The organism is Laceyella putida (assembly GCF_042665195.1).
In the GTDB taxonomy this organism is placed as follows: Bacteria; Bacillota; Bacilli; order Thermoactinomycetales; family Thermoactinomycetaceae; genus Laceyella; species Laceyella putida.
Window position 1 is genome coordinate 1 of sequence record NZ_JBHTBW010000015.1, and the last position, 12,712, is coordinate 12,712.

Annotated in this window: 16 protein-coding genes and 1 riboswitch; of the genes, 1 reads left to right on the plus strand and 15 read right to left on the minus strand. The window is 49.9% G+C overall.

Translation table 11 applies throughout. The features are described 5' to 3' along the window. Positions 1 to 89: 89 nt before the first annotated feature. The 7 genes from ACFQNG_RS05380 to rodA form a co-directional block, all read right to left on the minus strand. Positions 90 to 464, minus strand: coding sequence for a hypothetical protein (locus tag ACFQNG_RS05380; RefSeq protein WP_379863859.1), 375 nt, complete (start codon positions 462 to 464; stop codon positions 90 to 92). Positions 465 to 603: 139 nt separating this feature from the next. Continuing rightward, positions 604 to 2,208: a peptide ABC transporter substrate-binding protein gene (locus tag ACFQNG_RS05385; RefSeq protein ID WP_379863860.1), complete on the minus strand. Its 1,605-nt coding sequence runs from the start codon at positions 2,206 to 2,208 to the stop codon at positions 604 to 606. Between the two features lie 176 nt (positions 2,209 to 2,384). Next, positions 2,385 to 2,765 carry a hypothetical protein gene (locus ACFQNG_RS05390; protein ID WP_379863861.1) on the minus strand — a complete coding sequence of 127 codons (381 nt, stop codon included), beginning with the start codon at positions 2,763 to 2,765 and terminating at the stop codon, positions 2,385 to 2,387. Between the two features lie 20 nt (positions 2,766 to 2,785). Further along, positions 2,786 to 3,073, minus strand: a complete 288-nt coding sequence (locus ACFQNG_RS05395; RefSeq protein ID WP_379863862.1) for a DivIVA domain-containing protein — start codon at positions 3,071 to 3,073, stop codon at positions 2,786 to 2,788. 187 nt (positions 3,074 to 3,260) lie between these two features. After that, positions 3,261 to 3,815 carry a YhcN/YlaJ family sporulation lipoprotein gene (locus tag ACFQNG_RS05400; RefSeq protein ID WP_379863863.1) on the minus strand — a complete coding sequence of 185 codons (555 nt, stop codon included), beginning with the start codon at positions 3,813 to 3,815 and terminating at the stop codon, positions 3,261 to 3,263. A 150-nt stretch (positions 3,816 to 3,965) separates the two neighbouring features. Next, complete coding sequence (locus ACFQNG_RS05405) at positions 3,966 to 4,685, minus strand: zinc metallopeptidase (protein ID WP_379863864.1); 720 nt, start codon at positions 4,683 to 4,685, stop codon at positions 3,966 to 3,968. Between the two features lie 197 nt (positions 4,686 to 4,882). After that, positions 4,883 to 6,040 carry a rod shape-determining protein RodA gene (gene rodA / locus ACFQNG_RS05410; protein ID WP_379863865.1) on the minus strand — a complete coding sequence of 386 codons (1,158 nt, stop codon included), beginning with the start codon at positions 6,038 to 6,040 and terminating at the stop codon, positions 4,883 to 4,885. A gap of 282 nt (positions 6,041 to 6,322) precedes the next feature. Here rodA and ftsW point away from each other — a divergent pair, with 282 nt between their 5' ends. Next, positions 6,323 to 7,459, plus strand: a complete 1,137-nt coding sequence (gene ftsW, locus ACFQNG_RS05415) for a putative lipid II flippase FtsW (RefSeq protein WP_379863866.1) — start codon at positions 6,323 to 6,325, stop codon at positions 7,457 to 7,459. Positions 7,460 to 7,530: 71 nt separating this feature from the next. Here the strand turns inward: ftsW and ACFQNG_RS05420 are convergent, their stop codons facing one another. From ACFQNG_RS05420 to ACFQNG_RS05455, 8 genes are all read right to left on the minus strand, one after another. After that, positions 7,531 to 8,295 (minus strand): thiazole synthase, encoded by a 765-nt coding sequence (locus tag ACFQNG_RS05420; protein WP_379863867.1) that lies wholly within the window; start codon positions 8,293 to 8,295, stop codon positions 7,531 to 7,533. A 4-nt stretch (positions 8,296 to 8,299) separates the two neighbouring features. After that, entirely contained in the window at positions 8,300 to 8,503 is a 204-nt protein-coding gene (thiS, locus tag ACFQNG_RS05425; RefSeq protein ID WP_379863868.1) for a sulfur carrier protein ThiS, read from the minus strand. Next, a complete protein-coding gene (gene thiO / locus ACFQNG_RS05430) occupies positions 8,500 to 9,630 on the minus strand; it encodes a glycine oxidase ThiO (RefSeq protein ID WP_379863869.1) in 1,131 nt (376 codons plus the stop codon). The genes thiS and thiO overlap by 4 nt, the downstream gene beginning before the upstream one ends. Beyond that, a complete protein-coding gene (locus ACFQNG_RS05435) occupies positions 9,620 to 10,219 on the minus strand; it encodes a thiamine phosphate synthase (protein ID WP_379863968.1) in 600 nt (199 codons plus the stop codon). The genes thiO and ACFQNG_RS05435 overlap by 11 nt, the downstream gene beginning before the upstream one ends. A gap of 61 nt (positions 10,220 to 10,280) precedes the next feature. Then, positions 10,281 to 10,386, minus strand: a riboswitch (TPP riboswitch). Positions 10,387 to 10,430: 44 nt separating this feature from the next. Then, positions 10,431 to 10,874 carry a GNAT family N-acetyltransferase gene (locus ACFQNG_RS05440; RefSeq protein WP_379863870.1) on the minus strand — a complete coding sequence of 148 codons (444 nt, stop codon included), beginning with the start codon at positions 10,872 to 10,874 and terminating at the stop codon, positions 10,431 to 10,433. 14 nt (positions 10,875 to 10,888) lie between these two features. Beyond that, positions 10,889 to 11,173 (minus strand): 2Fe-2S iron-sulfur cluster-binding protein, encoded by a 285-nt coding sequence (locus ACFQNG_RS05445; RefSeq protein ID WP_379863871.1) that lies wholly within the window; start codon positions 11,171 to 11,173, stop codon positions 10,889 to 10,891. A gap of 64 nt (positions 11,174 to 11,237) precedes the next feature. Further along, entirely contained in the window at positions 11,238 to 11,852 is a 615-nt protein-coding gene (locus ACFQNG_RS05450) for a DedA family protein (protein ID WP_379863872.1), read from the minus strand. 86 nt (positions 11,853 to 11,938) lie between these two features. Then, on the minus strand, positions 11,939 to 12,670 hold the full coding sequence (locus ACFQNG_RS05455; RefSeq protein WP_379863873.1) for a cysteine hydrolase family protein: 732 nt from the start codon (positions 12,668 to 12,670) through the stop codon (positions 11,939 to 11,941). Positions 12,671 to 12,712: the final 42 nt, after the last annotated feature.

Sequence of the window (12,712 nt, forward strand, 5' to 3'; positions counted from 1 at the left end):
GTGTAACAAAAAAAGTGCCCGAAGGCACTTTTACAAATCATGTTTTGCTTTTGCATCAGTCTCTTTTTGGGGAGCTTTTTAGACAATCGTTAAAAAATCAACCGGAACGGCAGGATGAACAGGGAAACGATCACCGCAATGATTCCCACCACAACGGCCCAGATGCCCCAACCGCTTCCCCGTCGAGCCGCCACCGCGCCGATGATAATCCCCGCCGGGGCAAGTAAAAAAGGCAACATGAAGAAGGAGAGAACTGCTAAAATCAACGCGGTGATGCCCAAGCCGTTTCCTTTGTTCTCCACGTCTGCGCGATCGCGGTCTTTCTCGTCTTTAAGCCCCTTGTCGGTCGTTCTGATCGGTACACCTGCCGGGGTTGGCGAAAATTCCGCCGCCACTTCCTCATCAAAATCATTGTCATGGGCTTTGTTTTCTTCATCAATCTTTTGCTTTGGTTTATCAGGCATAAATGACCCTCCATCCTTTTTCCTTCTTGCACTTAGTATGTTCCTTTTCGCAAATAATTAATTGTAAATAAACACCATCCGGCGCGCAGAAAAAAGCCGCGCAAGTGATCGCGCGGCTGTTCATACAGGTGGCAAGCCCTTATTGTTTTGTTTTGTCCGCTTGGGAATAGTCGGATGGCCCCACTGGATGGCGGATGATACCAGTCACCCCCGGCTGGTCGACCACCGCGTTGGTATAGAAATACAAGGGCGTCAACGGAGCTTCATCGATCAGGATTTTTTCCGCTTCATGAAGCGCTTTGTCACGCTCTTTCACATCCGCCGTTTGGGCGGCTTTCATCAGCAACTCGTCGTATTTGGCGTCGCTCCAGTTCGTCCGGTTCATGGAATGATCCGTCTGGAAGCTTTCCAGGTAGTTGTAAGCATCGTTGTAATCCGCCAAGAAGCTGGAAAGGGACATGGTGTAATTTTTCGCCCGCTCATCGGCAAAGAAGACTTTCCGCTCTTTGGCCTGCAAACGGATGTCCACGCCCAAGTTTTTGCGAACCATTTCTTGCACCGCTTCCGCCACCTTTTTATACTTCTCATTGGAGTTGCTGTACAATAAGGTGACTTCCGGCAACTTGCTCCAACCCGCTTCTTTCATTCCCTCTTCCAATAAGTTTTTCGCCTCCGCCGCTTGGTTATCCTGGATCAGGTCGCCTCCCTGTTTGCGGAACTCGTTTGGCGCGGAAGGATGCACATATCCGTAGGCGGGCTGCTCACCACCCGCGATGATCTGTTCCGCGATCGTTTTGCGATCGATGGAGAGGGCAAACGCTTTCCGCACTTTTTGATTGGTAAAGGGTTCTTTGCTCACGTTAAAGCGGAAAAAGGCCAAGCCGTTTCCTTCCGACGGCTTCAATTTCCCGCTCTCGATGAGGGAAGGGACAAGGTCAGCCGGCACCTGGCTTTTGCCGACCACATCCAGTTTTTTCGTTTTGAACATCGTGTAGACGGTTTTATTGTCATTGATGATGGCGAAGTGGAGCCCGCTTAATTTCACTTTGTCTTTTTGGTGATAATGTTCATTCTTCTCCGCTTTCAGCTCCGCATCATGTTTCCATTCCGTCAGTTTGAAGGCCCCGTTGCTCACATACGTTTTGGCTTCGGCATGCCATTTCTCGTTTTGCTCATCCACTTTTTTGTTCACCGGGGCGTAAGAAGGGTAAGACACCAGTTCCAGGAAGGAAGGCGTCGGCTGCTTCAGCTTCACTTGCAAAGTGGTGTCGTCCGTTGCCTTGACAGCGACTTGATCTTCCGCTCCTCTGCCCGTGTTGTACTCCTCGGCCCCTTCAATGAAGTAGAACAGGAATGCCGTTTGGTAGGCGCGTTTGGGATTGAGCGCGCGTTTCCAAGCATATTCAAAATCGTGGGCCGTCACCGGTTCGCCATTGGACCAATTGGTTTTTTTCAGTTTAAACGTGTAGGTCAAGCCGTCAGAGCTCACATCCACGCTCTCAGCGACGGCGGGTTGCGGCTTGTGCTTTTCGTCCAGACGCATCAATCCTTCAAATAAGTTGTGGGTCACATCCAGGGTATCGGTGTCGAACGCATCCGCCGGGTCAAGGGAAGCCGGTTCACCGGTCAAGTTGAGTTGCAATGTCTTGTCAGCCGATCCTTTGTCCGCCTCCGTCGAACAGCCAGCCAAGAGCATCACGGTTACAAAAAGGATGGTCAATGTAATAAATCCAAAACGTCTCAAAATCACTTCCCCCTTTTTCGTTATCCAAGCCCCCATTTTTTTTGATTTATAAGAAAACGACCAATATATTAATTATATTATATCGATTTAATAAACTGAATATTATCGAGAGAAAAAGAAGTGCTTTGGTGCACTTCTCTTCTCCAACATTTATGTATCTTCTCGGCAGACGGTTCTTATCTTCGCTCATCTTTCGTCAATTGCCGATCTAACGCTTCGTATATGTCACCGATCGCTTTGACATTCCACCCCAGATCGACAAAACGCGACCGCAAGGCGGCATGCACATCAACAGCTAGCTGAATGGGAGTCAATTCATATACAGTGACAACCAAATCATGCTTCATGCCCAATCCATTTTTATACTCCAGCATGATCTCGCCCCGCTTTTCATCGACATGAACCAAGTGAAAACCGGTCTTTTGATTGGGAATCTGTTTGAGCGCTTCCACGGCATCGCGCAATCGATTGCGGTAATACCGGGTTCGCAACTCTTTTTCCTCTGCGTTGTCATGGGTTTCTGTCACCCCACTGAAAAAGCGTTGGAACTTGGACACGGCTGCCATCCCCCATTCCTTTATCTAAGCACCAGCGATTCCAGATGTTCGAGGCGCATCAGGATATCGCGGATCACTTCGTCGTATTCGCCACCTGTTGCCGCATGGGCTGGCCCATTGCCGCTTCGTCGCCCTTGGTTGCTTTTGAGCTTTTTGATTTGCTCTTTTAAATATTCATTCTCTTGCAATACATCTTCATAACTCTTAATGACATGATCCAAAAACTCATTGACTTCTTCAATATCGTATCCTCTGATGGAATGCTTGAAATCTTTGTTAAAGATTTCCATCGGAGTTAATCTTTTCATGGCCGACACCCTCCCCCATTGCAACTCCCTATTAACATTATATAAAATCCTTTTAAATGAAACATCACTTTTGTATTGTCATAAAACCCTTTTTTAGGATAAAGCCCGTGGTTCGTTTGATCCACAACTCGGCTAACGCAAACATAAAAAAATAAAAGGGCGGTTGAAGTTCTCCGCCCTATCCCATTTACCTGGCTTCCGGAAATGTCCGACGGATGATATCCGTCAAATTGTTGATGAAACCGCGCACTGGACGCCCTTGACGCAAATCTTGCGCATAGTTATTCATTTGTTTGACGAAATCGGGGTTTTGCGACACATACACCCGGCGGATGCTCGGATCAATTGCACGGACACGAGCCGAGATCCGTTGGTTTAAGCGCTGCGAGATGTTGCCATCACCAACTCTTTCTTCCAACACGACGCCAAGGTAAGCCGTTCGCCCCATGACAATGACTGAGGCGGATTCCACTTCCGGCATGCGGGCGATGTCGTTTGCCACGTTATCCGCCAATCGGACGCCCCGCCCCATGTTATCGTCCAAGGTGTCATAACGGTCTCTCGCCACATTCGGATATTCCGGACGGTTGATTTGCCGATACGTCCGATCCGTCACCCTGGTGGTGCGCAAGCCCCGATCTTGACGGTCTTCCATCGCTTTCTTATTGGTCGCGCATCCGGTAAGCGCCGTTAAGATCAAACCGGTTGCCACGGTGCCCATGATCCATTTTCTTTGCTTCACTTGTGGTTTCCCTCCTTTGACTTTGATTTGGTTCCGCTCAAAGTTAGTATGGATTTCACCCCTTGGAATATGTACCTCATCCCTGATGAGAATCAGGAAACCATGGTGGTTAATGGCAAAAAAACAGGAAGGGGTTTTCCCCCTCCCCGTTTAGTCATCATTATTGGTTTGAAAGAACAGGAGCACAACATATTTCAACAATTCCATCAAGGCAACCAGGGCCCCCGCCACATACGTAAACGCGGCCGTACCCAACACCCGGCGCACGCCCCGCTCTTCCTCGGCTCCACTGATGAAACCTTGTTGCGCCATGATTTTTTTGGCTCGTGCGCTCGCGTTGAATTCGACAGGCAACGTCACCAGATGGAACAGCACGACCGTTGAGAAGAAAACGAGCCCCAACAGCAACAGGCCGGCCATGCGGAATGCCACACCGGCAAACAAAAGGAACGGAGCGGCGCCCGAAGTGATGTTTAACAGGGGAACCATCCGGTGCCTGAGCACCAGCGCCCCGTATGCCTCTTTATGTTGCAAAGCATGGCCACACTCATGCGCCGCCACGGAAATCGCTGCGATCGAATGAGAGTGATAGACGGACTCAGACAAGCGCACGGCGGGAGCGATGGGATCATAATGGTCGGATAACCGTCCCGGCACCATCTGGACAGGCACATGATGTAAGCCGTTCGCATCCAGTATTCGGCGCGCCACCTCAGCCCCGGTAAGACCTGATCTCGCCGCCACGCGGGACCATCGGTCAAAATTGCCCCGCACTCTCCATTGGGCCCATAACGTCAGCGCCAAGCCGACGATAAATGTGAGCATAAATAAGACATTGATCATGTCTGTCGTTTCACTCCTCTCTATCATAACCATACCCTGTTTTGTCCATGTTCATGACAACCACTTGATATAAATCAAAAAACTGTAAATATATAGGTTGAACTTACCAATTTCCACCTGCCCTTTCCCATCGCTTGGGAAGGCGAGGAAGGGAGTGCCACCCACGCAAACACGACGTGGGCTCAGCAAGAGCACGCAGGTGTTTGAATGAGCGAACGCGGATGTCAAAATGACAATGCATCCGTCTGTGAACGCATGCCGACATTGATGACGAATCCAATGGCCAGCATTTGCGTCAACAGCGAACTTCCTCCATAACTGATCAAAGGCAAAGGAATCCCCGTAATCGGCATCAACCCAATGGTCATCCCGATGTTCTGATAGATCTGAAACACAAACATCCCCATGACGCCAGCCACGATGTAGGTGCCAAAAAGGTGGTTGGAACGCAAAGCGACGACCAGCATGCGATAGATCAAAAACAAATACGCGCAGATGAGAATGCTGGCGCCGATAAAGCCGAATTCCTCAGCGTAGACGGCGAATATAAAATCATTATGCGGCTCGGGAATCCAATTCCCTTGCGCTTGGGTTCCTTGGTGAAATCCCTTGCCTTTCAGCATCCCGGACCCAATGGCGATCTTCGCCTGAGTCGATTGGTATCCCGCTCCGGAAGGGTCTGACGCCGGATCAATGAAGATTTGAATCCGTTCAATCTGGTGCGGCCGCAAAATGACGTGCAATAGGGGCGAATCGGTGACATACAGCAAAAGGACGCTGCCGGCAATCGAGCCGATCACAAAGAGCCCCGCCAGAAACCATTTCCAATTCAATCCGCCAACCAGCAACATGCTGAGCAAAATACCAAAGAGAATGAGTGACGTACCCAAGTCGGGCTGTGCTAAAATAATGAGAAATGGCACACCGAACAACAGGGAGATTCGCCCGAGCGAAGAGAGGTCGGACCAGGTGTTTCCCTTTTTCTTCGCCAACACTTTTGCTAAGATCAGAATCAAAACCAGCTTCATCATTTCCGAAGGTTGAAATTGGAACCCACCGATACGGAACCACAGTTGGGCGCCATTCACTTCGACACCCAGCCCAGGCACCATCACCAATATGTTTAGTAACAAGCTGAACCCAAAAAGAATATACAGAAATCTCCCTTGCGACAAAATTTTATAATCAAACAGGAGAAAAATAGACATACATAGAAAACCCACTACATACCATACGATCTGCTTATTTACATATGTAGGATCATCGGTGTAAGTTGCACTCGATATGGCAACAATGCTGATAGCGGCTAACACCAATAACACGATGATGATGAATGGATCAATATTAAGGATTAAGAACCTTTTTTTTTGAATTGTTCTCATGATCCTCCTGCCCCTTTTTGCATTCATAATCTATCATCTTATCTTGACACTCCCTTACGACAAAACAAGGGATTTTTGGGTCATTTCTTTATCCTACGGGAAGCGGCACAGCTTATGTGCAAGCCACTTGTCCCATCACAACTAATCAAAGCTTAACAAACGAACATGTGTGGGTAAACCTATTTCCCCATCAAACCGGATTGAATCGATCGGACGGGATTTCAACGCTCACTATTTATAATCATTATAGAGAAAAACTCTTCGCAGAAGGAGATTTTGATTATGAAACGTGGCAAACCTGACTTTTGGCTCATTTTAATAACCTTCGCTTTATTGGGTTTTGGCCTGATCATGGTTTTTAGCGCCAGTTATTTTAAAGGATATGTGGATTTGCAGGACTCATATTATTTCTTTAAAAAACAATTGCTCTTTGGATTGTTGGGCCTTGTTTTCTTCTTTGTGATCTCCAATATTCCCTACCAGCTGTACCGTAAATATGTGGGGATCATTTTGATCGTTTCCCTCTTATTTTTATTGTCCGTGCTTCTTTTTGGCGAGGTGCGCAACGGGGCCCGCCGTTGGATTAATATCGGCTTCATGGATTTTCAGCCGTCGGAGCTGGTGAAATTGGGCATGATCATCTATACGGCTTCCATCATGGTGAAAAAGCAACCCGTATTGGATAACTTTAAGCGCGCCTTGATGCCTCCGCTGATTGTCATCGGACTGGTAGCCTCCCTGCTCGTAATGGAACCGCACTTCAGCGCAACGGTAATCATTATCGCTACCTGCTTTATCATCATCTATTGCGCCGGTGCACGTTTGAAACACTTATCCTTGCTGCTGTTGTCGGGAGTGCCCGTTTTGGTCCTCGTCATGCTGACAAGTGATTATCGGATCGAACGGTTGCACACATTATTAAATCCTCTGAGCAATCCCAACGATGAGGGGTACCAGATCATGCAGTCGCTCATCGCCATTGGTCCGGGCGGCTTGACCGGGGTGGGATTGGGGGAAAGCATCCAAAAGCTGGCTTATCTGCCTGAAGCCCACACCGATTTCATCTTCTCCATCATCTCGGAAGAATTGGGGTTCATCGGCGGGTCATTTGTCATTCTGCTGTTTATCCTGTTTATCGTGCGCGGGGTACTCATCGCATTGCAAGCGCCCGATCAGTTCGGCACTTTGCTCGGGATTGGGATCGTCACCATTATGGCCGTCGAAGCCATCTTTAACTTGGGTGTTGTCACCGCCATGCTCCCGGTAACGGGCGTTCCCTTGCCGTTGATCAGCTATGGGGGAACCGCTTTGATCATTAAATTGATCGGTTTGGGCATCCTGCTCAATATCTCCCGTTACCGCACCCGCAAAGAAAAAACAGGCAAGCAACCCACGGTGGCTCGACCTGTTCAAATGTAATATGAAAAAAGAGCCAAATCCAGTGGCCTAAAGACACGGGATTTGGCTTTTTTGTGTACATTGGAAGATGCTTAACTCAACATCCCCTCGATTGGACTGCTGGCAATGGCCACCACCCGTTTGGGAATGCGGCCCGCTTCCAGACCTAAGCGGCCGGCTTCGACTGCCAATCTCATCGCTTGGGCCATCTTGACCGGATCTTTCGCACCCGCGACTGCCGTATTCAGCAAAACGCCGTCCGCTCCCAATTCCATCGCTTGCGCCACATCCGCGGGTGAACCGATGCCCGCATCGATAATGACGGGAACCGGCGAATCTTCAATAATGTAACGGAGATATAACGGATTCAACAACCCTTGTCCAGAACCGATTGGAGAACCTCCCGGCATGATGGCATGGGCGCCCGCCTCCCATAACCTGCGCGCCAAAATCGGATCGTCCGAGGTGTAGGGCAACACTGTAAATCCGTCTTCCACCAAAATCTTCGTCGCCTCCAAGGTGGCGATGGGATCGGGCAATAACGTTTTATCATCGGCAATGACCTCTACTTTGATCATGTCACACAAACCGGAGGCCCGAGCCAGATGGGCGATCCGCACCGCTTCCTCCACCGATTTCGCTCCCGCCGTATTCGGCAAAAGCTTGTATCGCGATAAATCCAACATTTCCAGAAAGTTCGGCTGGTCTTGTTGATAGATGTTCATTCGACGCACCGCAAAAGTTAACACTTCGGCACCCGATGCTTTCACCGCCTCTTTTTGCACCTCAAACGAAGGATATTTCCCTGTCCCTAAAAACAACCGGGAACGAAACGAATGATTTCCTATTTTAAGCATATGTTTAACCTCCCCCAACAAATTGTACAATCTCCACTTGGTCCCCCGCTCGTAACTGTACCTGCGGATAGTCGTCCCGCTTCAATACGGTGCGGTTATGTTCGACTACAATAATCCGTGCGGTTAAGTGCAAAGCGGCGACAAGATCAGCGATGTTCTCAATCCCTTCCGCCAAAGTATAGGGCTCCCCATTTAACTGAATGATCACTCTGATCCCTCCTTCTCCTGCAATTGCCAGAGGCGATTGGGGGAGAACGCAGCCAATTCGGGAACCGTTTCCCCCAAAATCAAGCGGGCGACGGCATCACCCGTAGCGGCGCTGAGCAGGATGCCATTGCGGTAATGTCCGGTTGCGACCACTATATTGTCCAGGTCCCCCAAACGCCCGATATAAGGGAGGGCGTCATGCGTTCTAGGACGCAATCCGGCCCAACTTCGCACCAACAAGCTTCCCCTTAATTCAGGCACCAACTTAAACGCGGAGCGCAACAACCACATCACCGCTTCCGCAGCCACCTCTTCCTCCCACTCACCCACTCGTTCCGTCGCTCCTACAATGATTTCACCATTCGCCTTGGGAACAAGGTAACAATCTGGACCAAACAGCGTGCGGCGAAATAAGCTTTTCTTCGGCCGCAAGGCCATCGTCTCGCCCTTGACCGGCGTCATGGGGAGTTCCCAACCCAATGCTTGGGAAATGAAGCGGCTCCATGCACCCGTCGTGATCACGATCCGCTCCGCGATCCAACTTCCCGCAGTGGTATCAACGCGCCAGAGGCGATCGCTTTGCCGCCCGATGGCTTTCACTTCTGTTTGTTCCATAACGGCCACTCCCAAGTTTCGCGCCGCGAAAGCCAAAGCTTGCGTCAACTTGGGTGCGGACACTTGCCAATCATCTGGCAAAGACAAGGCTCCCCTCACATCCGGATGAAGGCAAGGCTCCAGTTCCAGGCAATCCTCACGCTCCAGCCATCGGGCCGTTTGTCCATAAGCGGTCTGCCACGTTTGGCGCAACCGCAATCGCTGCACATCCTCGTCGGAGCAGGCCAACTTCAACAACCCCGCCCGGTTCAATTCAATATCCACTCCGGTCCGCTCCAGCAACTCGACTTGGAGAGCGGGAAACATGGATCGGCTTTGCAAGCAAAAGTCCGTTAATGGACCGGGGTGTTCCATCTCCACTTGCGCGCCCAACATTCCCGCGGCCGCGGAAGAGGCATGGCTCCCTACGGCATCCCGCTCAATCAGGGTGCTCTTGATCCCCCGTTTAGCTAAGTGATAGGCAATGGAACATCCCATCACCCCTCCCCCGATAATCAACACATTAGTATGCATCCTGCCACCTTCTTTTTAACTCTTTCACCACATGCTCGGGTTGTTCGTGATCGGCCACTGCGGAGATGACGGCAATTCCCTGACAACCAGCGCGTTTGATCCGGTCCACGTTATGCACGCCAATGCCCCCAATGGCAATCACCGGAATCTGGATGCGCCGGGTCCATTCGCGCAACCGATCGACACCCAATGGCGGCAACCCGGGTTTGGACGCGGACGGGAAAATATGTCCGACCATGAGATAATCGACGCCTTCCTGCTCCGCCCGTTGCGCTGCCGCCAAGGAATGGACTGACCGTCCCACTCTGATTCCCGAGGGCTTTGCGTGCGGAAATGCCCTCTGTTCAGGAAGATGGACCCCCTGGAGTCCCAGTGCTTCCGCTACCGCCAAGGAGCTGTTGACGATCAACGACCTCGCCGGAATGCCCGCAGCCAAAAGAACTTTGGCGGCGCGGTACAGCTCGTCAGCAGACAGATGTTTGTAGCGCAAATGAAAACAGTCCACTTCAGGCGCAATTCTGGACCAGAGTCGCGCCAACTCTTGTATTGTTTGCTTAGGGCTTGAAAGCACATGCAATTCCAATGTCATCACCACAACACAAAAAGCCCAATATCCATGGGGATATCGGGCTTAGTGATCAAAAAATGAATCGCGATCTTCCCCACTTCCTTTCGCTGGCATTACCCAGTTCAAGTTCAAAGGGTTGGAACCTGTCGTTCCTCTCAGCACATTTCTGTGCACCCCTAGTGGCACGGCAAACTATTCATTTGTGCTTTAATTTTATTTTAAATCAAATTGATTATTTTCTCAACTTTACAATCTGAATTCCATCAGGCGTAACCAGTTCCCGAGCGCAAATAAACCCATGCTTTTGGTAACAACGGATCGCCGGCCGATTGGCTTTTCCGGTGTGGACTTCCCATGTGGTGATGCCATCAAGACCCAGTACATAAGCAAGCAAGCGGGAAGCGATCCCACGCCGAAAATAACTGGGGTCTATCGCCAAGCGACAGATGTCCAACACCGAACCTTCCTGTTTATATGAAAGGATGCCAGCCAATTCATCCCCAACATAGTGACCGATAAACGTTTCCTTTGTTGATTTCAATGAATCTTCTGTATCATTCAGCGGAGGCAACTGATCACAACCGATGATCTCCGCTTCGATGCGATAAGCCAGTTGCTGAATCTGCACAATCCGGCTTAACGTGGCGGGCTCTTCCATATTCAATTGACATATCATCTGCCATTCACTCCTCAAGGAACTTTGATGGAGACATCACCATAGACAAACGTTTGACAAGCCAACCGATCCCCTGAGGCTAAATCGGCTCCATCCATATGAAACAATTCTAATTCGGTATAATCACTACACTGATCAGCCCCTGCCGTCACTTGCACACGGCAAGTTCCACACCGACCCGTGGTGCAACGAAAAGGAATGGGAACGGACCGCGCCGCCGCTTCCAGCAAGAGATTGGCCCCTTCAGCCACTTCCAGCTCCCAATGCTCCTCTTCAACTTGGATGTTCACTTTTACCATGTTCTGTCATCCCCCATGAAAAAAACCATCACGATCTAGATGTGATGGTGCTAGCCTTCATTATTTATTGCTTCGTGTGATAGGAATTGTTGCTTTGGTTTCTCAGGTACCAAAACAACCATATCAGCACAACGGGGAGCACGATCACCAATAGACGCGCGCCATACTTGTGCATCACATCGAACACCATTTCCCAGTTCGCCCCAAGCATATGCCCCAAACCGATGAAAGTGGCACACCAGAAAAACGCTCCGGTATAAGCGAACAGGGAAAACCGGGCAAACGTTATCTTGGAAATACCCGCGAGATAGGCCGTGACATGGCGTACACCGGGAATGAAATAGCCTGCAAACAGCAACCAGTTGCCATACTTGCGGAACAAGAGTTGCGTAATGCGCAAACGACGGCGCGTAATGAAGATTTTGCCGCCATATCTCTTCAAAAATGGGTATCCTAAGCGCACTCCCAGAAAATAGCTGATGCTAATGCCGCAAGCCGAGCCTAAAAACGAGCTGAGAAAAGTGAGGTAGAGATTGAGTTGTCCAATCGAAGTGAGATACCCGAGAAAGGTCATCAAAATCTCATCAGGCAGCGGTAAGCCCGCAATCCCCAACACCAAAAAGAGGAATATCCCGATATAGCCATATTGTTGCAATAGCTCAAATAATGTTTGTTCCATGGTCTAACCCCGTTTACCCAATACGTACAAACACTTTAAGAATATCATACTTTCCCTTTTCACAAAAGATGCCGCTCTCGTCCACCTTAGTCGGTGAAACGAGAGACAAGCTGAATGCCATTTAATTGCATGTGATAAAGAAAAACCGTATCCAACAAATCCGCATGATGGGCCAATGCCCCGATTTGCTCCGCCTTCTCCACAGGTAAATCATATGTCCGCACATGAGAAACGGGAACAATCACTTGGGTTTTTGCATTGAGTTGGTTCGCGAGCAAGCGAATACCCATGGCATTCTGATAAATACATAAGTCTGTGCAGTCCCCAACCACAATGAAACAGCTGGGCCCTTCGGCAAAAGCCCGCTGCAGCCAATCGCAGAAGCGAACACCAGCCTCATTCACGCCGAATAAGCCATTCGTGGCGTTTTTGCGGTATACTTGGACACCCGGCTTTTCCGCAAAAGGCTTTAACTCATCCATCACTTCCGCCTCAGGCGTGCCATGGACGCAATGTGGGGCAAACGCGGCAAATTCAACAGCGTCAACGGGATGGTCATCGTTGATAAAGATGATGTTCTCCGCCGGCAATCCTTGCGCTTCCAATATTTGGGCCAATTCAGCCACGGGTTTCACCATCTCGCGCACACGCGGGCTGGCTAAAGGCCCCACTTCACAAAACCCTTTTAACACATCGACAAAAACAAGATAAACCCGGTTCCACGATCCCACTTGGGCTTGAATCTGGGCGATTGGCCACTCAGGAGCTCCGGTTACGACTCGCTCCATATACTCGATTGCGTCTGCTCTATGTTGCACTTGGATCGCCTCCGCTATTCGATGACTCGTTCTCATCTTAAC

Bases quoted from the DNA above. Each gene is read 5' to 3' on its own strand.
- ACFQNG_RS05380 (WP_379863859.1), bottom strand. From the start codon at position 464: ATGCCTGATAAACCAAAGCAAAAGATTGATGAAGAAAACAAAGCCCAT.
- ACFQNG_RS05395 (WP_379863862.1), bottom strand. From the start codon at position 3,073: ATGAAAAGATTAACTCCGATGGAAATCTTTAACAAAGATTTCAAGCAT.
- ACFQNG_RS05405 (WP_379863864.1), bottom strand. From the start codon at position 4,685: ATGATAGAGAGGAGTGAAACGACAGACATGATCAATGTCTTATTTATG.
- rodA (WP_379863865.1), bottom strand. From the start codon at position 6,040: ATGAGAACAATTCAAAAAAAAAGGTTCTTAATCCTTAATATTGATCCA.
- ftsW (WP_379863866.1), top strand. From the start codon at position 6,323: ATGAAACGTGGCAAACCTGACTTTTGGCTCATTTTAATAACCTTCGCT.
- ACFQNG_RS05420 (WP_379863867.1), bottom strand. From the start codon at position 8,295: ATGCTTAAAATAGGAAATCATTCGTTTCGTTCCCGGTTGTTTTTAGGG.
- thiO (WP_379863869.1), bottom strand. From the start codon at position 9,630: ATGCATACTAATGTGTTGATTATCGGGGGAGGGGTGATGGGATGTTCC.
- ACFQNG_RS05435 (WP_379863968.1), bottom strand. From the start codon at position 10,219: ATGACATTGGAATTGCATGTGCTTTCAAGCCCTAAGCAAACAATACAA.
- ACFQNG_RS05440 (WP_379863870.1), bottom strand. From the start codon at position 10,874: ATGATATGTCAATTGAATATGGAAGAGCCCGCCACGTTAAGCCGGATT.
- ACFQNG_RS05445 (WP_379863871.1), bottom strand. From the start codon at position 11,173: ATGGTAAAAGTGAACATCCAAGTTGAAGAGGAGCATTGGGAGCTGGAA.
- ACFQNG_RS05450 (WP_379863872.1), bottom strand. From the start codon at position 11,852: ATGGAACAAACATTATTTGAGCTATTGCAACAATATGGCTATATCGGG.